Genomic DNA, 21,262 nt, shown 5'->3' with positions numbered 1-21,262 from the left:
AGATTCGGCGTGTCACGAGTCGTCCGGGCAGGGCGCCCTAGGCGGCCGCGCGTCGCGCCCGGTGCGCGCGGACCTTCGCGCGGTTGCCGCACCGCTGCATCGAGCACCACCGGCGGGTGCCGCCACGCGACGAGTCGTAGAAGACGAGCCCGCAGTCGTCCGCCGAGCACCGGCTGAGGCGGGTCGCCTGTCCGTCCGCGGCGACGTCGTCGAAGCCCACCTCGGTGAAGAGCGCCACCGCGTCGCGGGCCACGCTCGACAGCGCCTGGGCCAGACGGACCCGGTTCGCACCCGCGCGGCGTCGGCCCCCGGGCAGGCTCGGGGGCACGTCCGGCAGCGCCGCGAACAGGTTCACCGTGTCGATGTCGTCCGGTGCCGGCCGGGTCCGACCGGTACCGGCGCGGAGCCCGGCCGCGACCGCGGTCCGTTCGGCGGGGCCCGACGAGCCGACGGGGGCCGGGGCAGCGGCGACGGCCAGTCGTCCGATCGCGGCGCGGAGGGCTCGGGCGTCCTGCAGCTCCCGTGCCGTCGCGCCGACGTCGATCGGCTCGGTGTGGTCGCCGAGCCACTCGTCCAGGTCGGCCGGCGTCACGAGGAGCTCACCGAGCCGGGCGCGGGGGCGACGGCCGTCGGCATCGTCGGCGAACCCACCGGTGTGGGCGAAGTCCAGGGCGATCCGGCCGGCGTCGAAGAACCACGACGACCCGCTGTCCGTCCGGATGTGCTGCCCCGTGTGCATCCGCCCAGGCTAACGGCTCCCCGGCGCGCCTCCACGTGCCGGATCGATCATGCGGTAGCCGCGCGCCGCTCCCAGGTGATGAGGTTCCGGCCGTCGAAGCGTCGCGCGCACCGGGCGCAGGCCAGGGGGCGCGTCGGTGTCCGGTAGCGGAAGTGCTCGTGGCCCGCGGGGCAGGTGCCGACCCACGGCGCGAGCTCCGACGCGACGGGCCCGTCGTACAGGCGGGAGCCGGTGTACCCGATGTCCGCCGCGGTGCGTCGCCAGACGGGACCGTGACCGGCACGGGGACCGGCGAGCGCGTGCGCGACCTCGTGCAGCAGGACCTGGTCCACGTCGTCGTCCGACACCCGGGTGACGATGTGCCGGCTCACCGTGATGCGTCGGCGGCCGAAGTCGCACTGCCCCGCGCGGGTCCTGGCGTGGTCGAACGCGAACGTCCACCCGCCCGGGCCGAGGTGCACCGCCAGCAGGTGCTCGGCTCGTGCACGGACCCGCTCGAGCGTCGCCGCGGGCTGCGTCGCCGCTGCGGGCTGCGTCGTCACCGTGCGCCGGGGTCCCGCAGGTCGTCGGTGGGCTCGTCGCGCGGCGCCTGACCCTTCTGCGCCGCCTTCGCCGCGATCCGACCCCAGATGTCGTCGGCGTCGGTGCGTGCGGCGTCGGGTGCTCCGAGCACACGGCGACGGACCGGCGGGACCTGCTTCACCGGTTCGGCGACGCGGGTCGTCTGCGGCTCGTCGTCCTCGGCCCGGCGCGCGGCGACCTCGCGGGCGGTGCGGGGCTTGTCCTCGGGGGCCTTCGGCTGCGCCACCGAGGCGCGGAGCGCGGCCTCGACCGCGGTGCGGAGTGCCTCGGTGCGCTCCGAGGGAGCCCCTGCCTGCCGGAAGGCCTGGTAGGCACGCGAGAGCGCCGACCGGGCCTCGTCGAACCGTGACAGCTCGAACAGCGACCAGCCCTCGAGCTCGGCGGCGGCGCCCTCGAGCTCCGGCCACTCCTCGGTCCGGGCGGTGTCGCGCGCCATCGCGGCCTCGGTCGCGGCGCGCTCGTGGCGTCCCAGGTCGTGCAGCACGTGCGCACGACGGATGCGGGCGGCGACCTTGTCCGACCGCTCACCGGTGAACATCGTCAGCCGGAAGACCTCCTCCGCGACGACGAGCGACTCGTCGAGCCGACCGAGCAGGCGGAGGAGCTCGGCCCGCTCCGCCAGGGCCTCGGTGCTCCGGCTCTGCCCGAGGTCGCGCAGTCGCTGCTGCACGGCGTCGGCGTCGACGGCCGGCCGCAGGCTGATCGGCGCGAAGGTGCTCCCCGGGCTCACACCCGCGGTGACCGGGGCGGCGTCGCCCGGCGCGGCGTGACGGGGTTCCCGAGCGCGGTCGGGTTGCTGGCTGTCGTCAGGCGGGAGGGACATCGGTTCGAGGGTAACCGCGGGCTCCCGTGAGCGGGCGGTGCCACGCGCACGGGGGGTCCGAGAACGCGGACGGGGCCGGGACGCGGAACGGCCCGCCCCGCTGCAGCGGGACGGGCCGTCGGTGGTACTCGTGGATCAGTTGCCGCCGGTGACCGCGGCAGCCGCGGCGATGCTGACCGCGATGAACGTCGCGAAGGTGGCGACGACGGCGAGGATGATCGCGAGGACACCCCAGACGCGACCCCGGCCCGCGACCGCCGCGATGATGCCCTGCACCAGGGCCCACAGGCCGAGGACGGCTGCGATGAGGATGATGATCGACCCGCCGCCGAACTGGCTCATCGCGGACGGGTCGTTCATGAGCTGCTGCCGCAGCTGTTCCTGCTGCTGCACCGATCCGCCGCCGTCGCGCGCGATCTGCTCGATTGCGGCGTTGCCCGCGAACGCGGCGCCCAGCACGGCACCGCCGACGACGCCGAGCACGAGCGACAGGATCCCGAGCGCGAACGCCACGAGCCCGACGGTCTTCTTCTTCTTCGCCGGCTTCGTCTCCTCGGAGGACTGCCACGCCGGGCTGCCTGCACTCGCCGGCGCCGAGGACGCCGCGTAGGGCTGGTGCGACCCCTGGTGCTCGCCCCACGTCGGGGACTCGTGACGGCCGTCGCGCTGGTCGTACCGACCGTGCTGGTCGTGCTCGCCGTGCTGCGGCTGGCCGTACTGCTGCTGTCCGTGCTGGTCGCGCTCGCCGTACTGCTGCTGCCCGTACTGGTCGCGCTCGCCGTACTGCTGCTGCCCGTACTGCTGCTGGCCCTGGTGCTGCTCGCCGTACTGCGGCGCCGATCCCGGTGCCGGGTCCACGCGCTCGCCGTAGCGGGGTGCGTCGTGCTGGTCGCGCTGGTCGCGCTGCGGCGCACTGCCCCAGACCGGCGCGTCGCCGTCGCCCGTCCGGTCCTCGTTGCTCCGGTCGTCGTTCGTCATCAGGGGACTCCCTCGGTCGGTCGCGCGGTCGCGCGGTCGTTGTCCCCCATCCTGGCAGCCGGATGCCCGACGTGTTCAGGGGGACTCGGCGCTCCTGTACCCGTCCCACGGCCGGGAGGCCCGGCACCGGACCGGCACCGGGCCTCCCGTCCGGCGTGTGGTCGGGACGCGACCGCGGGCTCAGCCGCCGAAGACGCTGCGGTTCGGTTCGGGGGACGCGACCGCGGTCGCGTCGGTGACGATGGGCGCGCCCGCCGTGAAGGCACGGAGCTCCTGCCCGTGCACCACCTTCGCCGGCATCGGGTCGGACGAGTAGCGCCGGGGCATGTCCGCCACGGGGAGGTCGGTCCGCGACCCGAGCAGCACGATGTTGCCGAACCGCCGCCCCTTGAGCATGCCGGTGTCGGCGACGGCCGCGACCGACGGCAGGACGGCCTGCAGCGTCGATGCCTGCCCGCGTGCGAAGGCCAGGCCGGCCCCGTCCGCGACGTTCACGGCGACGATCCCGGTGGGCGAGAGGAACTCGGCGACGGAGCGGTAGAACTCGACGCTCGTCACGTGCGCGGGGATCTGCGAGCCGCCGAACACGTCGACGACCGCCAGGTCCACCGTGCCGCGGAGGCCGGCCGGCAGCTTGCCGAGCACCTCGCGGGCGTCGCCGTAGCGGACCCGGATCGAGGCGCCGCGGGGGAACGGGAGCACCTCGCGCACGTGCTCGACGAGGTCCCGCTCCAGCTCCACGACCTGCTGCCGTGAGCCCGGGCGGGTGACGGCGACGTACCGGGGCAGGGTCAGTGCACCCGCGCCGAGGTGCAGCGCCGTGATCGGTCCCTCCGGCAGGAGGTCGATCGCGTGTCCGATGCGCCGGATGTACTCGAACGCCAGGTGCGTGGGGTCCTCGAGGTCGACGTGCGACTGCGGCGTGCCGTCCACCACGAGCGTGAAGGACCCGGGGCGGTGCCGGTCCGGCTCCACCGACGCCCAGCCCGCACCGATCCGGAACCCGTCGAACGCATCAGCCATGCCTCCCATGGAACACCACCGCGGAGCCTCCGCTCTCCGCACGACCAGCCGACGTCAAGGGACACGACGTACCGTTCTCGTCGTCGTCACCCGACCGGTGTCGAGCACCGTGCGGCCGAGGCCGTGGTGTTCCGCCGGTCCGGGTGACCGCGACGTGGACCGGCACGACCCAGCGCGACCCCCACCGCGCCCGGGTGCCCCGCACGTCGTCGGCGCGCCCCGCACCCCCACCCGAGGCTCGCCGCCCTCCCGCGTGCGACGGCGCACGGCACCACGCGTGCGCCGTCCGACGACCCGGGCGCCCGCGGCAGGAACACGACTCCCGCAGGAGACCCGCGATGACCGACACCCTGAGCATCCCCACCCTCCGTCCCGCCCGGCGCCCGGCCGGCGTGCCACGCAGCCGGACCGGCTCCGCCGCGGCGGACGGTCGCCGGTCCGCCCGGCCGCACCGCGCCTCCCGGCCGGTGGCCGTCGACGGTGAGCGCGCTCCCCGGTGGATGCGTGTGGTCGGCGCCGTGCTGCTGCTCGGCGGGGGCGCGCTGACGGCGGCCGTCCTCGGTTGGCCGGGGGACGCACCGGAGGTCGCGCTGCTGCTGCCGGGCGTGGTCGCACTCGTGGCCGGTGCCCTGCTGCTGCTCGCCCGGACCGGCATCGCGGTGACCGACGCCGCCGTCGTCCTGCACTTCCGGCCGCTGCCGACGCGGCGGATCGCGCGGGGACGCATCGCCGACGTGACGGTGGCCGACGCGGACGCGCGCACCTTCGGCGGGGTGGGCCTGCGGCTCGGTCGCGGGGTGCGGGCGCTCATCCTCACGCCGGGCCGCGGCGTGCGGATCACGGACGACCGGGGGCGGGTGACCTTCGTCCGGACCGAGCACCCGGAGGAGCTGCTGCACGCGCTCGAGGACTGATCCGGGCCGCGCTGCGGGAATCCCGGGGCGGGCGGTGTGCTCGTACACGCCGTCGCGGGGGCGGTCCGCGTGCTTGTACACGCCGTCGCGGGGGCGGTCGGTGTGCTTATACACGCCATCGCCGAATCCGGTCAAGCCAGGACTGGACAGCGCGCGCCAGGGCGACCTATGATGACAGTTCGCGCTCCCTGGCATTCGTGTGTCGTCATATTGCGGTCGAACACGCGCCCTGGTGCAGCCGGTCCCGTATATGGCGGCGGGACCCGCTCACCGATCATCCCACAGGTCCTCGACGGTCGTTGCCGTCGTGCGTTCCGTGTCGGTGGTCCCGGGGTCGCGCCGAGCGATCAATCCACTCACCTACGTGCTGCTCGTCAGTACCGGCCCGACGGGGCCTACCGGAGGTCACACCCTTGGCTGCTGCGCCCAACGCATCCACCAACCCCAAGAACGGTCGCAACCACTCGCGACTCTCGTTCGCCAAGATCACGGACACCCTCACGGTGCCGGATCTGCTCGCCCTCCAGACGGAGAGCTTCGACTGGCTCGTCGGCAACGACGTCTGGAAGGCCCGCCTCGCCGAAGGACAGGAGCAGGGTCGCACCGACCTCGCGCTGCACTCCGGCCTCGAGGAGATCTTCGAGGAGATCTCCCCGATCGAGGACCTCGGCGAGACCATGCAGCTCTCGTTCACGTCCCCGGAGCTCGAGGACCCGAAGTACTCCATCGACGAGTGCAAGGAGCGTGGCAAGACCTACGCCGCGCCGCTGTACGTCAACGCCGAGTTCATGAACCACATGACCGGTGAGATCAAGACGCAGACCGTCTTCATGGGCGACTTCCCGCTCATGACCGAGCGCGGCACGTTCATCATCAACGGCACCGAGCGCGTCGTCGTCTCGCAGCTCGTCCGCTCGCCGGGCGTCTACTTCGAGCGCCAGCAGGAGAAGACCTCCGACAAGGACATCTACTCCGCCCGCGTGATCCCGTCGCGTGGTGCGTGGCTCGAGTTCGAGATCGACAAGCGCGACCAGGTGGGCGTGCGCATCGACCGCAAGCGCAAGCAGTCCGTGACCGTCTTCCTCAAGGCCCTCGGCCTGACGAGCGAGGAGATCATGGAGGAGTTCCAGGGCTTCGCCTCGATCGAGTCGACCCTCGAGAAGGACGCCGTCCTCACCAAGGAAGAGGCGCTCAAGGACATCTACCGCAAGCTGCGTCCGGGCGAGCAGGTCGCCGCCGAGGCCGCGCGTGCGCTCCTCGACAACTTCTACTTCAACTCGAAGCGCTACGACCTCGCCAAGGTGGGTCGCTACAAGCTGAACCGCAAGCTCGGCATCGACGCGCAGCTCTCGGACTCGGTGCTGACCGTGCAGGACATCGTCCGCACCATCAAGTACCTCGTCTCGCTGCACGCCGAGAAGACGACGCTCGACGGTGTCCGTGACGGCGAGCCCGTCCAGCTCCGTCTCGACGTGGACGACATCGACCACTTCGGCAACCGTCGCATCCGCGCCGTCGGCGAGCTCATCCAGAACCAGGTCCGCACCGGTCTGTCCCGCATGGAGCGCGTCGTCCGCGAGCGCATGACCACGCAGGACATCGAGGCGATCACCCCGCAGACCCTGATCAACGTGCGACCCGTCGTCGCCGCGATCAAGGAGTTCTTCGGCACCTCGCAGCTGTCGCAGTTCATGGACCAGAACAACCCGCTCGCGGGTCTGACGCACAAGCGTCGCCTGTCGGCCCTCGGCCCGGGTGGTCTGTCCCGTGAGCGTGCCGGCGTCGAGGTCCGCGACGTCCACCCGTCGCACTACGGCCGCATGTGCCCGATCGAGACCCCGGAAGGCCCGAACATCGGTCTGATCGGCTCGCTCGCGTCGTTCGGTCGGATCAACTCCTTCGGCTTCATCGAGACGCCGTACCGCCGCGTCGTGAACGGTCAGGTCACCACGACCATCGACTACCTCACGGCATCGGAGGAGGACGACTTCGTCGTCGCCCAGGCCAACGCGCCGCTGACCGACGACTTCCACTTCCAGGACGACAAGGTGCTCGTCCGGAAGAAGGGCGGCGAGGTCGAGCTCGTCGGCAAGGACGAGGTCGACTACATGGACGTCTCGCCGCGCCAGATGGTGTCGGTCGCGACCTCGCTCATCCCGTTCCTCGAGCACGATGACGCGAACCGCGCCCTCATGGGTGCGAACATGCAGCGTCAGGCTGTCCCGCTGCTCCGTTCCGAGTCGCCGCTCGTCGGCACCGGCATGGAGGGCTACACCGCCATCGACGCCGGTGACGTCGTCACCGCCGACAAGGCGGGTGTCGTCTCCGAGGTCTCGGCCGACGCCGTGACCCTGCAGCTCGACGAGGGCGGCACGCAGACCTACTACCTGCGCAAGTTCGACCGCTCGAACCAGGGCACGAGCTACAACCACCGCGTCATCGTCTCCGCAGGCGAGCGCGTGGAGCAGGGCGAGGTCATCGCCGACGGCCCCGCGACGGAGAACGGCGAGCTCGCGCTCGGCAAGAACCTCCTCGTCGCGTTCATGCCGTGGGAGGGCTACAACTACGAGGACGCGATGATCCTGTCGCAGAACCTCGTGAAGGACGACACGCTCTCCTCGATCCACATCGAGGAGTACGAGGTCGACGCTCGCGACACCAAGCTCGGCAAGGAGGAGATCACCCGCGACCTCCCGAACGTCAGCCCGGACCTCCTGGCCGACCTCGACGAGCGCGGCATCATCCGCATCGGCGCCGAGGTCCGCCCCGGCGACATCCTGGTCGGCAAGGTCACGCCGAAGGGCGAGACCGAGCTCTCCGCCGAGGAGCGCCTGCTCCGCGCGATCTTCAACGAGAAGTCGCGCGAGGTGCGCGACACCTCGCTGAAGGTGCCCCACGGTGAAGAGGGCACGATCATCGGCGTCAAGGTCTTCGACGCGCAGGACGGCGACGACGAGCTCGGCTCGGGTGTCAACCAGCGCGTGGTCGTCTACATCGCCCAGAAGCGCAAGATCACCGCGGGTGACAAGCTCGCCGGTCGTCACGGCAACAAGGGCGTCATCTCGACGATCCTGCCGGTCGAGGACATGCCGTTCCTCGCGGACGGCACCCCGGTCGACATCGTGCTCAACCCGCTCGGCGTCCCCGGCCGCATGAACTTCGGCCAGGTCCTCGAGATCCACCTCGGGTGGCTCGCGAAGCAGGGCTGGAACGTCGAGGGCATCCAGGAGTGGGCATCCGCCCTGCCGGAGGCAGCGCACAGCGCGGCGCCCGGCACGAAGGTGGCCACCCCGGTGTTCGACGGTGCGTACGAGCGCGAGATCGAGGGGCTCCTCGACAGCACGCTCCCGAACCGCGACGGCGAGCGCCTGATCGGTTCCTCCGGCAAGGCGCAGCTCTTCGACGGCCGCTCCGGCGAGCCGTTCCCGGAGCCCGTCTCGGTCGGCTACATGTACATCCTCAAGCTGCACCACCTGGTCGACGACAAGATCCACGCCCGTTCGACCGGTCCGTACTCGATGATCACGCAGCAGCCGCTGGGTGGTAAGGCGCAGTTCGGTGGACAGCGGTTCGGTGAGATGGAGGTGTGGGCGCTCGAAGCGTACGGCGCCGCCTACGCCCTCCAGGAGCTCCTGACGATCAAGTCCGACGACATCCTCGGCCGCGTGAAGGTCTACGAGGCGATCGTCAAGGGCGAGAACATCCAGGAACCCGGCATCCCCGAGTCGTTCAAGGTCCTCATGAAGGAGATGCAGTCGCTCTGCCTGAACGTCGAGGTCCTCTCGGCGGACGGCCAGGCGGTCAGCCTCCGCGACACGGACGACGAGGTCTTCCGTGCCGCTGAAGAGCTCGGCATCAACATCTCCTCGCGGTTCGAGTCGTCGTCCGTCGACGACATCTGAGCCGGCCCGTACCGAACACGTTTCGAACTCAGCAAGAGAGAAGAACATTGCTCGAAGCAACGTCATTTGACGCCATCCGGATCGGCCTCGCGACCGCCGAGGACATCCGTCAGTGGTCGTACGGCGAGGTCAAGAAGCCGGAGACCATCAACTACCGCACCCTGAAGCCCGAGAAGGACGGTCTGTTCGGCGAGCAGATCTTCGGTCCGTCCCGCGACTGGGAGTGCGCCTGCGGCAAGTACAAGCGTGTCCGCTTCAAGGGCATCGTCTGCGAGCGCTGCGGCGTCGAGGTCACCAAGTCCTCGGTCCGTCGTGAGCGCATGGGCCACATCGAGCTCGCCGCCCCCGTCACGCACATCTGGTACTTCAAGGGCGTCCCGTCGCGCCTCGGGTACCTCCTCGACATGGCGCCGAAGGACCTCGAGAAGGTCATCTACTTCGCGGCGTACATGATCATCGACATCGATGAAGAGGGCCGTCACGCCGACATGCCCGGTCTCGAGAACGAGATGCGCCTCGAGATCAAGAACCTCGAGGGTCAGCGCGACTCGATCATCGCCGACCGCCTCAAGAAGCTCGAGGACGACCTCGCAGCGCTCGAGGAAGAGGGCGCCAAGGCCGACGTGAAGCGCCGGACCAAGGACACCGCCGAGAAGGAGATGTCCCAGGTCCGCAAGTCCTTCGACGAGGACATCACCCGCCTCGAGCGCGTGTGGGAGGACTTCCGCAACCTCAAGGTCGGCGACCTCAAGCCCGAGGACGCCGTGTTCCACGAGCTGCAGGACCGCTTCGGGATCTACTTCGACGCCTACATGGGCGCCGAGGCGATCAAGCTGCGGCTCGAGGCCTTCGACCTGGCCGCCGAGGCCGAGTCGCTGCGCCTGCAGATCGCCGAGGGCAAGGGTCAGAAGAAGATCCGCGCGATCAAGCGCCTGCGCGTCGTCAGCTCCTTCCTCGCCACCGGCAACTCGCCGGCCGCGATGGTGCTCGACGTCGTGCCGGTCATCCCGCCGGAGCTGCGCCCGATGGTGCAGCTCGACGGTGGCCGCTTCGCCACGTCGGACCTCAACGACCTCTACCGTCGTGTGATCAACCGCAACAACCGTCTCCGCCGCCTGCTCGACCTCGGTGCCCCCGAGATCATCGTGAACAACGAGAAGCGCATGCTGCAGGAAGCGGTCGACGCGCTGTTCGACAACGGTCGTCGTGGTCGTCCCGTCACGGGTACCGGCAACCGCGCCCTGAAGTCCCTGAGCGACATGCTCAAGGGAAAGCAGGGTCGCTTCCGCCAGAACCTGCTCGGCAAGCGCGTCGACTACTCGGGTCGTTCGGTCATCATCGTCGGCCCGCAGCTCAAGCTGCACCAGTGCGGTCTGCCGAAGCAGATGGCGCTCGAGCTGTTCAAGCCGTTCGTCATCAAGCGCCTCATCGACCTGTCGCACGCGCAGAACATCAAGTCGGCCAAGCGCATGGTCGAGCGTTCGCGTCCGCAGGTGTGGGACGTGCTCGAGGAGATCATCCGCGAGCGCCCCGTCCTGCTGAACCGTGCGCCGACGCTGCACCGTCTGGGCATCCAGGCGTTCGAGCCGCAGCTCGTCGAGGGCAAGGCCATCCAGCTCCACCCGCTCGTGTGTGCTGCGTTCAACGCGGACTTCGACGGTGACCAGATGGCCGTGCACCTGCCGCTGTCGGTCGAGGCCCAGGCCGAGGCCCGCATCCTGATGCTCGCCTCGAACAACATCCTCAAGCCGTCGGACGGCCGTCCGGTGACCCTGCCCGCACAGGACATGATCATCGGTCTGCACCACCTGACGACCGTCCGCGAGGGCGCGCTCGGCGAGGGCCGTGCGTTCTCGTCGGTCGCCGAGGCGATCCTGGCCAAGGACCAGAACACGCTGCACCTCAACGCGATGGTGAAGATCCGCATGTCGGGTGTCCACTTCGCCGAGGGCGAGGCGCCGGAGGGCTACGAGGTCGGTCAGCCGATCCTCCTCGAGACCACCCTGGGCCGTGCGCTCTTCAACGAGACGCTGCCGGCGGACTACCCGTTCGTCCAGCGCGTCACCGACAAGGGCACCCTCTCCGCGATCGTCAACGACCTCGCCGAGCGCTACTCCAAGACCGAGACGGCCGCTGCGCTGGACCGGATCAAGGACGCGGGCTTCTACTGGGGCACGCGCTCCGGTGTGACCGTGGCGCTGTCGGACGTCGTGACGCCTCCTCGCAAGAAGGAGATCATCGCGGGCTACGAGGTCCAGGCCGCCAAGGTCCAGGGCGAGTTCGACAAGGGTCTGATCACCGACGCGGAGCGCCGCGCCGACCTGATCAAGATCTGGACCGAGGCCACGAACGAGATCGCGCAGGAGATGCGCGACAACTTCCCGGTCGACAACACCATCAACCGCATGGTCTCGTCGGGTGCTCGTGGTAACTGGCTGCAGGTGCGCAACATCGCCGGTATGCGTGGTCTGGTGAACAACCCGAAGGGTGAGATCATCGCCCGCCCGATCATCAACTCGTACCGCGAGGGCCTGACCGTGGCGGAGTACTTCATCGCCACGCACGGTGCCCGCAAGGGTCTGGCGGACACGGCTCTCCGTACCGCCGACTCGGGCTACCTGACCCGTCGTCTCGTCGACGTGTCGCAGGACGTCATCATCCGTGAGGACGACTGCGGGACGACCCGTGGCCTCGAGCTGCCGATCGCGACCGTGGGTGCCGACGGCGCCCTCGTCCGCGACCCGCGCGTCGAGAACACCGTCTACTCGCGCACGCTGGCCACCGAGGCAGCGGACGCGAAGGGCACGGTCGTCGCCGAGGCCGGTTCGGACGTCGGTGACGTCCTGCTGGACACGCTGCTCGAGGCGGGTGTCGAGAGCATCAAGGTGCGCTCGGTCCTGACCTGCGAGTCGGCCGTCGGTGTCTGCGCGAAGTGCTACGGCCGTTCGCTCGCCACGGGCAACCTCGTCGACATCGGCGAGGCGGTCGGCATCATCGCCGCCCAGTCCATCGGTGAGCCCGGTACCCAGCTGACGATGCGTACCTTCCACACGGGCGGTTCGGCCTCGGCCGACGACATCACGCAGGGTCTGCCCCGCGTGACCGAGCTCTTCGAGGCCCGCACCCCGAAGGGCGCGTCCCCGATCGCCGAGGCCCCCGGCCGCGTCACGATCGAGGACACGGACAAGGGTCGTCGGATCATCCTCACGCCGGACAACGGCGACGAGCCGTTCATCTACCCGGTGCTCAAGCGTGCGACCCTCCTCATCGAGGACGGCCAGCACGTCGAGCTCGGCGAGCAGTTCATCGCCGGCACGGTGGACCCGAAGGAGGTCCTCCGGGTCAAGGGTGTGCGCGAGGTCCAGAAGCACCTCGTCAACGGTGTGCAGGACGTGTACGGCTCGCAGGGCGTGCCGATCCACGACAAGCACATCGAGGTCATCGTCCGCCAGATGCTCCGCAAGGTCACCGTCGTCGACCACGGCGACACCGACCTGCTGCCGGGTGAGCTCGTCGACCGGTCGCGCTACAACGCGCTGAACCGTGCGGCGCTGCAGGAGGGTCGCAAGACCGCCTCGGCTCGCCAGGAGGTCATGGGCATCACGAAGGCGTCCCTCGCGACCGAGTCGTGGCTGTCCGCCGCGTCCTTCCAGGAGACCACCCGCGTCCTCACGCAGGCGGCCATGGAGGGCAAGCAGGACCACCTCGTCGGCCTCAAGGAGAACGTCATCATCGGTAAGCTCATCCCCGCCGGGACGGGCCTCAGCCGGTACCGTGACGTGGACGTCGCCGCGACCGAGGAAGCCAAGGCGGAGCGGTACCCCAACCGCATCTTCGCCGACGACTCCTCGTTCTCGGACGCCGACCTGAGCTTCGTCGACTTCGACAGCTTCTCGTCGGACGACTTCACGCCCGGGACCTACAACTGAGCCTGAGCTGAACCCGGAAGGCCCCCGCATCCTCGGATGCGGGGGCCTTCCTCGTTGCCGGCGCGTGGCCGGTCAGCGGCGTGCTGCCGGCCTGGAGGCTCGTGACGGGCCCGCCACGCGCCTCCAGGCCGGCGCGCGGTCGCGTCTCAGGCCGTGCGGCCCTTCTCGTCGACCAACGAGTACAGGCTGAGGACGTTGCCGTCGGGGTCGCGGACGTCGAACCAGTCGACGGCACCGTCGACGCACTCGACCGGGCCGACGTCGATGCCGAGCGACCCGATGCGGGCGTGCTGGGACCGGACGTCGTCGACACCGAACCGGACGGTCGCCGGACGCCGTTCGGCGTCCGCGTCGAGGTACAGCTGCAGCCAGATGCCGCCGATCTCGTACTCGACGACGCCGTCCTCGGGCTCCAGGTCGGGGTCCGCACGCTGGAACACGGCGCCGTACCAGAGGCAGGACGCCTCGATGTCGGAGACGGGGAGGCCCACGGTCACGCTCGTGATGTCCATGGCTCATCATGGCCCGGGGCGGCGCCGCACGTCGAGGACTTCGTCGTGGGGCGGTGCGGGCGGCGGTCGCGCGTGGACCCCGTCGCGTCCGTTCCTGCACAGCCCGGGGTCTCGACCGAGTGCTCCACCGATCGCCGGACCGCCCACCCCGCGAGCACGCTCGCGACGGAGCATCGACCCGTGTCGATCATCGTCCGGACCACCCAGTACCGGCGGGTACCCCTGCACTGGGGACACCCGCCACCCCGTCGCCCCCTCGTTGTGGGACTGCGGTCGCCGCGCACCGCGGCAATAGCGTGGACGGGCGCCGCACCGCTGCGGGACGCATCCCCACGACCCGGTCTCGACCCGAAGGAGGCTCCGGGACACATGGCCACGCTCTCCGAGATCCTCATCCTCAACGGCGCACTGCCGATCGAACACCTCGACTCGATGACGGGGGACGAAGCGATCGACGAGCGCTCGATCCGCACCCTGGTCGACCAGGGCGTGGTGAGCGAGGCGCAGTACATCACCGCGCGTGCGGCCTCGAACAACGCGCACACCGTCCCGCTGACCGACTACCCGGTCGACGGCACGGCGGTGTCGATGCTGCCCGCGGCGCTCTGCCGTCGGCACGGCGTGCTCGGGGTCGGGTTCGAGGGCGAGACGCTCGTGCTGGCGATGGTGAACCCCTCGAACGTGCTCGCGATCGACGACGCCCGCACCGCCTCCGGTCGCTCGATCAAGCCGCTGCAGGTCGACGAGCGCGACCTGGTGAGCGCCCTCGACCGGTACCTGCGCGCCGACGACGAGCTCAACGACCTGACCTCGTCGTTCGAGGACCAGTCGGCCGCCCCGACCCAGCAGCAGGTGGACCTGACCGACGGCGCGCTCGACGACGTGCCGATCGTCCGCTTCGTGAACCTGCTCGTGTCGCAGGCCATCCAGGACCACGCGTCCGACATCCACATCGAGCCGGGCGAGCACGAGGTCCGGGTGCGCTACCGCATCGACGGCGTGCTGCACGAGATGGCCCCGGCGCCGAAGAACATCCAGAACGGTGTCATCAGCCGGCTCAAGATCATGAGCGACATCGACATCGCCGAGCGTCGGAAGCCGCAGGACGGCCGCATGTCGGTGCGCCACGGCGGTCGGCAGATCGACCTGCGTGTGGCGACGCTGCCGACCGTGTGGGGCGAGAAGGTCGTCATGCGGATCCTCGACAACACGAACACGTCGCTGACGCTCAAGGACCTCAACCTGCTCGAGCAGAACTTCCAGGCGTACCAGCGGTCCTACTCGAAGCCGTACGGCATGATCCTGGTCACCGGGCCCACCGGTTCGGGCAAGTCGACCACGCTGTACACGACGCTGAACGCCGTCGCGAAGCCCGAGATCAACGTCATCACGGTCGAGGACCCGGTCGAGTACCGGATGGCCGGCATCAACCAGGTGCAGGTGAACCCGAAGGCCGGGCTGACGTTCGCGTCCGCGCTGCGCTCGATCCTGCGCTCCGACCCCGACGTGGTGCTCCTCGGTGAGATCCGCGACCACGAGACGGCGCAGATCGCGATCGAGGCCTCGCTCACCGGTCACCTGGTGCTCTCGACGCTGCACACCAACGACGCACCGTCGGCCGTCACCCGTCTGACCGAGATGGACATCGAGCCCTTCCTGGTCGGCTCCGCACTGGACTCGGTGGTCGCCCAGCGTCTGGCCCGCCGGCTCTGCGACCGGTGCAAGGCCCCGGCGGTGTACGAGGCCGAGCAGCTGCACGCGCTCGGGTTCCTCGACCGTGCGGACGTGGCCGTGCCGGAGTTCTTCGCGCCGATCGGCTGCGCCGTCTGCTCGAACACCGGCTACCGCGGCCGGATCGCCCTGCACGAGGTCATGACCGTCACCGAGGAGATCGAGCGGCTGGCCGTCGCGCGGGCCTCGAGCGCCGAGATCAGCCGCGTCGCCCAGCAGCAGGGCATGCTCACCCTCCGACAGGACGGGTGGGAGAAGGTCAAGCTCGGCATGACCAGCGTCGACGAGATCCTGCGCGTGGTCGCGTAGTCCCGGGAGCACGAGGACGATGAACGAATCGGTGTACGACATCGAGGCCGGCGACGACCCCGTCGCCGGATGGCACCCCGGACAGCCGGGCAACGAGGTCGGCGGTCGTCGGGCTGCGCGGCTCGCTGCCGCTGCTGCGGCCGCTGCGGCGTCAGCACCCTCGGCGTCGTCGAGCGACCGCTCTCCCGTGCCGACGTCGAGCAGTGCCGTGTACGACCTGTCGACCGAGCCCGCGTGGGGCGCACCGGCGGCGTGGGGCGGCTCGTCCGCGGCTGCGACCTCCAGCGGATCCTCGTGGCCGCCGCCCGCCGGCGACCCCGTCGCCGTCCCGGTCGCGCAGCCGCAGGCCGCGCCGGCCACGCCCCCGGCGGCCGTCCCCGCGTCGACGGCCGCGTACGGCTACGCCGAGACGGTGACCGAGCACCTGCCGGTGGCGCCCGCGGTACCGACCACGAGCCTCCAGGCCGTCACCACCACGACGCAGGGCCGCGCCGTCGACGCCGGCTCGCACCCCGAGATCGGCTTCACGCGCCACGCGCGCGAGGTCGCCGACGCCGACCTCATCACGGCGCTCTCGCAGGTCGTGTACCAGGGCGCCTCGGACCTCCACGTCACCGCCGACGCCCCGCCCACCGTGCGGGTCGACGGCTCCCTGCGGCCCGCGGTCCCCGGGGGACCCTGGGCACGCAACAAGGTGATCGCCGCACTGAAGACCCTGTTGAGCCCCGAGCAGGCCGGGCAGTTCGACCACGAGCAGGAACTCGACTTCGCGTACTCCCTGTCGCCGGAGTTCCGCTTCCGCGTGAACTACTACCAGCAGCGCGGCAACTGGGGCGCGGCCTTCCGCATCATCCCGACGAAGATCAAGACGCTCAAGCAGCTCGGCATCCCGGAGCACGTGGGTGAGTTCGCGAAGCTGCCCCGCGGCCTCGTGCTCGTCACCGGGCCGACCGGTTCCGGCAAGTCGACGACCCTCGCCGCGCTCATCGACCTGGTCAACGAGACCCGGGCCGACCACATCGTGACGGTCGAGGACCCGATCGAGTTCATGCACGACCACAAGAAGGCGATCATCAACCAGCGCGAGGTCGGGGCGGACACGCACTCGTTCGCCGCCGCGCTGAAGCACGTGCTGCGGCAGGACCCCGACGTCATCCTGATCGGTGAGCTCCGCGACCTCGAGACCATCTCCGTCGCGCTCACCGCGGCCGAGACCGGCCACCTCGTCTTCGCGACGCTCCACACGCAGAGCGCTCCGGGCACCATCGACCGCGTCATCGACGTGTTCCCGCCGCACCAGCAGGGGCAGATCCGAACGCAGCTCGCGGCGACACTCGAGGGTGTCGTCTGCCAGACGCTCGTGCCGAAGGCGAACGGCACCGGCCGGGTCGTCGCCACCGAGATCATGCGGACGACGCCGGCGATCGCGAACCTGGTGCGCGAGGGCAAGACGTACCAGATCACCTCGGCGATGCAGGCCGGCCGCGACGCCGGGATGCACACGATGGACCAGGACCTGGCCGAGCTGGTCAACGTCGGCACCGTCACGCGGGCTGCGGCGATGGAGAAGGTGCACGACGAGGACGGCTTCGACCGGCTCGTCCAGCGCGTCGAGTCGCCCTCCGACTCGTCCGCCGCCGCGATCGCCGCATCCGAGATCGACTTCGGCGACAAGTACTCCGGAGGCCACTGATGTCGCTCGCGTTCGACTACCGGGGCCGCGACGGCGCCGGCAAGCTCGTCAAGGGTCGGCTCGACGCCGCGTCGGAGGGCGCGGTCGTCCAGCGCCTGCGCGGCATGGGCGTCTCGCCGATCGCCATCACCGAGGCGAAGCCCGGCACCGGGCTGCAGACCGAGATCAAGATCCCGGGGCTCGAGAAGGGCGTCGGGCTCAAGGACCTCGCGATCATGTCGCGCCAGGCCTCGACGATGCTCTCGTCCGGGCTCTCGCTCCTGCGTGCGCTGACGATCCTGGCGGGCCAGACCGAGAACAAGAAGCTCAAGGAGATCCTCGGCAAGGTGCGGGACGACGTCGAGCGCGGCGTCTCGTTCTCGGACGCCGTCGCGAAGTACCCGGTCGACTTCCCGCCGATCATGATCAACATGATCCGCGCGGGGGAGACCGGCGGATTCCTCGACCAGGCGATGGACTCGATCGCGACGAACTTCGAGAAGGAGCACAAGCTCCGGTCGACGATCAAGTCGGCCATGACCTACCCGGTCGTGGTGCTCGTGATGTCGCTGCTGGCAGTCGTCGTCATGCTCGTCTTCATCGTGCCGATCTTCCAGGACATGTTCGCGTCGCTCGGTGGGCAGCTGCCGTTGCCGACCCGGATCCTCGTGCAGCTCTCGCACGCGATGCGCTGGGCCGGACCGATCCTGGCGGTACTCGTCGTCGTCGGGTGGCTCTGGTACCGGGGGAACAAGAACACGGACCGCTTCCGGGCGTTCCGGGACCCGATCCTGCTGCGGATGCCGGTGTTCGGGCAGTTGACGAAGAAGATCGTCATCGCCCGGTTCGCCCGGAACTTCTCGAACATGATCGGGGCCGGCGTCCCCATCCTGCAGGCATTGAAGATCGTCGGAGAAGTATCCAACAACTTCGTCGTGCAGAAAGCGCTCGACCGGGTCGCGGAAAGCGTCCGGAAAGGCGAATCGATCGCCGAGCCACTGGCAAAGGAGAACGTCTTCCCGCCGATGGTCGCGCAGATGATCGCGGTCGGCGAGGACGCCGGTTCGCTCGAGGTCATGCTGGAGAAGATCGCAATCTTCTACGATTCCGAGGTGGAATCGACCACGGAATCCCTGACGTCGCTCATCGAGCCGTTGCTCATCGCATTCCTCGGCGTCGTGGTCGGCGGCATGATCGTCGCGCTCTACCTGCCGATCTTCCAGATCTCCTCGCTCGTCAAGTAACTCGACGGCGCGCGCCCTCCGTTCGGGGGCCGGTCAGGAATTCCGCACCCCCGGTACTGGGGGCATTTCGCAGCACGGATCACCCCCGTTCTCGGGATTATGCCCGGAAAGTGCCGTCAATACGCTTGCCAGCGGCGGCGGAGCAGTCTGCGGCACAACCCCCATCGCATTCCCGAGAAGAACGGAACCACCATGTACTTCGCTCTCATGGGCAAGCTCGACGCTCGCCGCAAGGGCCTCCTCGAGGACAAGGAGAAGGGCTTCACGCTCATCGAACTCCTGGTCGTCGTGATCATCATCGGCATCCTCGCCGCGATCGCCATCCCGGTGTACCTGAACGTGCAGAACAACGCGAAGGACGCGACGGTGAAGTCCGACCTGGCGAACGCGAAGACGGCGGTCATCGCGTTCCAGACGGACAAGAACGGGACGCTGCCGACGATAGCGGAGTTCGCCGTTCCGGCGACGATGACGCCGTACGGCTACACGAAGAGCACGGGAACGGAATTCAACTACAAGCCCGGCGCGACGCCCGACTCGTTCTGCATCGGCGGCAAGGGCGCGACCGGCAAGTGGTTCAACATCACCGCCACCACCGCGGCCGCCGACGGCAACTGCGCCTGATCGATCCTGATGCGAGAGGCGGCCCGCGACAGCGGGCCGCCGTTCTCGTCGCTCGGCCCCTGAGGAGGTGACCGTGATCCGCACCCTGCAGCGCGTCCTGCGCCCGGTCGACCCGACGACCCGTGAGGCGGGCCTCTCGGTCATCGAGGTCATGGTCGCCATGATGGTCTTCGCCGTGATGAGCGTCGGGATCGCCTACGGCATCGCGAACACCCTCCAGCTCACCCAGACGAGCCGTGGCCGCGAGACCGCGGTGGCGCTCGCCTCGCAGGACATCGACTCGATGCGGCAGACGGCCGCCGCGACGACCGCCGGCATCTTCAAGGTCATCAGCAAGGACGGGGCGGTCAACACGAAGACCCTCGGCGGCGTGACCTACCAGATCGACCGGTCGGTGCGGTGGGTGCAGAGCGACGGTGCGAGCGGCGCGTGCGGCACCTCGAACGGCAAGCTCGCCTACAAGAGCGTCGTCGCGACGGTGTCCTGGCCGAACGCCCGCGGCGGTACGTCCTCCACGTCGATGACCTCGGCGATCGCCCCGAGCGACGCCGTCACGGACCCGGGCTACGGCACCGTGATCGTCTCGGTCGCGAACGCGTCCGGTGCGCCGTTCGCCGGCGTGACCGTCTCGTTGACGCCGATCTCGGGCAGCGGCGCCGTCGCACCGAGCACCTCCCCGCTGCCGACCGACTCCCAGGGCTGCTCGTACGCGGTCAACGTGGCGCCGGGTGACTACACCGTCACCGCCAGCGTCGCGGGCGGCATCGACACCGACCAGAAGCAGCCCTCCCAGCAGACCCCGATCACCGTTGCCGCCGGCGCGAGCGCCCCCGTCCCGTTCGTCTACGACCGCGCGAGCCGACTGACGCTCGGGTACGCGCAGTCCTACGGGGCGACGCTCCCCACGAACATGCCCACCGTGCTCTCGAGCACCGGCGGCGGGCTCGACACGGTGACGCCCTGGGACACGACGAGCACGACGCTCGCGATCACCTCGACCTCGACGCCCTCGCTCCCGGTCTTCCCCTTCACCTCCGGGTACACGGCCTACGCCGGCCCCTACTCGAACAGCCCGAACGCCAGGGTCAACTGCCTCAGCCCGAGCCCCGCCGCGTGGACCACGCCCAACGCGGACGGAGCGGTCGGAGCCACCCTCGACGTGATCACGACGAGCGCGGGTGAACCCTCGAGCGGTTCCGTGCGCATGGGTGTCGCGACGGTCAAGGGCGTCAAGGGGCGCTACGTCACCGCGGTCTCCTCCGCGAACCCCGGTCCGGGCGATCCGGGCTGCGCAGCGGGCATGACGATGAAGTTCCCGGTGTCGTCCGCGGACACCGCCACCATCGCCCTGCCCTTCGGCACGTGGACCATCTCGTCCGGCACGACGTTCGGGTCGACGTCGCGCAACGAGATCGCCACGAACGCCTCCAACGTCGCGCCGGTCACGCCCGGGACGGTCAACAGGAAGACCGCGCTCATCGTCATCAGCTACGACAACACGCTCACCCTCGACCCGCGCGGGCAGACCTCGTGATGCGGGTGCTCCGTCGCTTCCGGCACGAGGACGACGGCGTCGGGCTCATGGAACTCATCGTCGCGATGAGCATCTCGATGGTGATCCTCGTCGCGGTCGGGGGCTTCTTCACCGCGACGCTGCGTGCCGGGTCGACGAACACCCGGTCCGACCAGAACGCGCGATCGGCGTCGGTCGTGATGAACTCGCTCACCCGCTACGTGCACGCGGCGAGCCTGCTGCCGAAGGCGGACGGCACCTACGCGTCCGCGGTGACCCAGGCCGACGGTTCGAGGATGACGTTCACCGCCTTCGTGAACCTCGACGGCAACGCCACCGACGTCCCGGTGCAGGTGCGGTACTCGCTCAACGGGGCGAAGGGCATCGTGCTCGACCGGTGGACGGGCACCACGACGAAGGGCTTCACGACCTTCCCCGCACCGACGCAGCCGCCCACCACCTCGACCGTCCTCGGCGGAGCGGTGTCCTCCCCGACCGGGGACGGCGACCCGCTCTTCACCTACCTCGGTGCGAACGGGACTCCGCTGCCGACCCTCGCCGACGGTTCCCTGGCCACGACGCAGCTCGGAGCGGTCCGCGCCGTCCGCGTGAACCTCGAGCTCGGAGCCCCCACGGCGGACACCCCGGGCAACACCCACATCCAGAACACGCTGTACCTCTTCAACGTGGCGTACGGCACGAACTCCGGAGCGACACCGTGATCGGCCGGATCAGCGCTGCCCTCCGCCGCGCGCACGGGGACGAAC

The 21,262-nt window shown here is 69.8% G+C and carries 15 protein-coding genes; 9 read left to right on the top strand and 6 right to left on the bottom strand.

The features are described from left to right. Positions 1–37: 37 nt before the first annotated feature. The 5 genes from NI26_RS15120 to NI26_RS15100 form a co-directional block, all read right to left on the bottom strand. On the bottom strand, positions 38–739 hold the full coding sequence (locus NI26_RS15120; RefSeq protein ID WP_066657096.1) for a CGNR zinc finger domain-containing protein: 702 nt from the start codon (positions 737–739) through the stop codon (positions 38–40). A 47-nt stretch (positions 740–786) separates the two neighbouring features. Then, positions 787–1,281 carry a SprT-like domain-containing protein gene (locus NI26_RS15115; protein WP_066657095.1) on the bottom strand — a complete coding sequence of 165 codons (495 nt, stop codon included), beginning with the start codon at positions 1,279–1,281 and terminating at the stop codon, positions 787–789. Continuing rightward, a complete protein-coding gene (locus NI26_RS15110) occupies positions 1,278–2,144 on the bottom strand; it encodes a hypothetical protein (protein ID WP_066657094.1) in 867 nt (288 codons plus the stop codon). Before NI26_RS15110 ends, NI26_RS15115 begins: the two co-directional genes overlap by 4 nt. Before the next feature lie 135 nt (positions 2,145–2,279). Further along, positions 2,280–3,122, bottom strand: a complete 843-nt coding sequence (locus tag NI26_RS15105) for a DUF4064 domain-containing protein (RefSeq protein WP_066657084.1) — start codon at positions 3,120–3,122, stop codon at positions 2,280–2,282. Between the two features lie 180 nt (positions 3,123–3,302). Next, positions 3,303–4,145 carry a spermidine synthase gene (locus NI26_RS15100; RefSeq protein ID WP_066657081.1) on the bottom strand — a complete coding sequence of 281 codons (843 nt, stop codon included), beginning with the start codon at positions 4,143–4,145 and terminating at the stop codon, positions 3,303–3,305. A 338-nt stretch (positions 4,146–4,483) separates the two neighbouring features. Here NI26_RS15100 and NI26_RS16990 point away from each other — a divergent pair, with 338 nt between their 5' ends. The 3 genes from NI26_RS16990 (at position 4,484) to NI26_RS15085 (ending at position 12,890) form a co-directional block, all read left to right on the top strand. Next, positions 4,484–5,059 (top strand): hypothetical protein, encoded by a 576-nt coding sequence (locus NI26_RS16990; protein ID WP_066657079.1) that lies wholly within the window; start codon positions 4,484–4,486, stop codon positions 5,057–5,059. 413 nt (positions 5,060–5,472) lie between these two features. Next, positions 5,473–8,961 carry a DNA-directed RNA polymerase subunit beta gene (gene rpoB, locus NI26_RS15090; protein WP_066657077.1) on the top strand — a complete coding sequence of 1,163 codons (3,489 nt, stop codon included), beginning with the start codon at positions 5,473–5,475 and terminating at the stop codon, positions 8,959–8,961. Positions 8,962–9,008: 47 nt separating this feature from the next. Continuing rightward, a complete protein-coding gene (locus NI26_RS15085; RefSeq protein WP_066657075.1) occupies positions 9,009–12,890 on the top strand; it encodes a DNA-directed RNA polymerase subunit beta' in 3,882 nt (1,293 codons plus the stop codon). Between the two features lie 146 nt (positions 12,891–13,036). On the opposite strand, the gene NI26_RS15080 is transcribed toward NI26_RS15085, so the two are convergent. Then, positions 13,037–13,402: a VOC family protein gene (locus NI26_RS15080; RefSeq protein ID WP_058728464.1), complete on the bottom strand. Its 366-nt coding sequence runs from the start codon at positions 13,400–13,402 to the stop codon at positions 13,037–13,039. Between the two features lie 369 nt (positions 13,403–13,771). Between NI26_RS15080 and NI26_RS15075 the strand changes: the two genes are divergently transcribed. From NI26_RS15075 to NI26_RS15050, 6 genes are all read left to right on the top strand, one after another. Then, complete coding sequence (locus NI26_RS15075) at positions 13,772–15,442, top strand: GspE/PulE family protein (protein ID WP_066657071.1); 1,671 nt, start codon at positions 13,772–13,774, stop codon at positions 15,440–15,442. A 19-nt stretch (positions 15,443–15,461) separates the two neighbouring features. Then, positions 15,462–17,135, top strand: a complete 1,674-nt coding sequence (locus tag NI26_RS16315) for a type IV pilus twitching motility protein PilT (protein WP_081985135.1) — start codon at positions 15,462–15,464, stop codon at positions 17,133–17,135. Next, entirely contained in the window at positions 17,135–18,358 is a 1,224-nt protein-coding gene (locus tag NI26_RS15065; RefSeq protein WP_081985133.1) for a type II secretion system F family protein, read from the top strand. The genes NI26_RS16315 and NI26_RS15065 overlap by 1 nt, the downstream gene beginning before the upstream one ends. A gap of 192 nt (positions 18,359–18,550) precedes the next feature. Beyond that, the gene (locus tag NI26_RS17325; protein WP_066657068.1) at positions 18,551–18,982 is read left to right on the top strand and encodes a type II secretion system protein; all 432 of its coding nucleotides are present in this window, start codon (positions 18,551–18,553) and stop codon (positions 18,980–18,982) included. 73 nt (positions 18,983–19,055) lie between these two features. Continuing rightward, positions 19,056–20,516 carry a hypothetical protein gene (locus tag NI26_RS15055; protein WP_144411395.1) on the top strand — a complete coding sequence of 487 codons (1,461 nt, stop codon included), beginning with the start codon at positions 19,056–19,058 and terminating at the stop codon, positions 20,514–20,516. Then, on the top strand, positions 20,513–21,217 hold the full coding sequence (locus NI26_RS15050; protein WP_144411394.1) for a PulJ/GspJ family protein: 705 nt from the start codon (positions 20,513–20,515) through the stop codon (positions 21,215–21,217). Before NI26_RS15055 ends, NI26_RS15050 begins: the two co-directional genes overlap by 4 nt. Positions 21,218–21,262: the final 45 nt, after the last annotated feature.

It is taken from the genome of Curtobacterium sp. MR_MD2014 (assembly GCF_000772085.1).
GTDB lineage: Bacteria > Actinomycetota > Actinomycetes > Actinomycetales > Microbacteriaceae > Curtobacterium.
Note: the sequence above shows the minus strand (reverse complement) of the source record. Positions and strands in the feature narration are given on the sequence as shown.

Excerpts from the sequence above, each read along its gene's own strand:
- NI26_RS15120 (WP_066657096.1), bottom strand. The coding sequence starts at position 739 with ATGCACACGGGGCAGCACATCCGGACGGACAGCGGGTCGTCGTGGTTC.
- NI26_RS15110 (WP_066657094.1), bottom strand. The coding sequence starts at position 2,144 with ATGTCCCTCCCGCCTGACGACAGCCAGCAACCCGACCGCGCTCGGGAA.
- NI26_RS15105 (WP_066657084.1), bottom strand. The coding sequence starts at position 3,122 with ATGACGAACGACGACCGGAGCAACGAGGACCGGACGGGCGACGGCGAC.
- NI26_RS15100 (WP_066657081.1), bottom strand. The coding sequence starts at position 4,145 with ATGGCTGATGCGTTCGACGGGTTCCGGATCGGTGCGGGCTGGGCGTCG.
- NI26_RS16990 (WP_066657079.1), top strand. The coding sequence starts at position 4,484 with ATGACCGACACCCTGAGCATCCCCACCCTCCGTCCCGCCCGGCGCCCG.
- NI26_RS15080 (WP_058728464.1), bottom strand. The coding sequence starts at position 13,402 with ATGGACATCACGAGCGTGACCGTGGGCCTCCCCGTCTCCGACATCGAG.
- NI26_RS15075 (WP_066657071.1), top strand. The coding sequence starts at position 13,772 with ATGGCCACGCTCTCCGAGATCCTCATCCTCAACGGCGCACTGCCGATC.
- NI26_RS16315 (WP_081985135.1), top strand. The coding sequence starts at position 15,462 with ATGAACGAATCGGTGTACGACATCGAGGCCGGCGACGACCCCGTCGCC.
- NI26_RS15065 (WP_081985133.1), top strand. The coding sequence starts at position 17,135 with ATGTCGCTCGCGTTCGACTACCGGGGCCGCGACGGCGCCGGCAAGCTC.
- NI26_RS17325 (WP_066657068.1), top strand. The coding sequence starts at position 18,551 with ATGTACTTCGCTCTCATGGGCAAGCTCGACGCTCGCCGCAAGGGCCTC.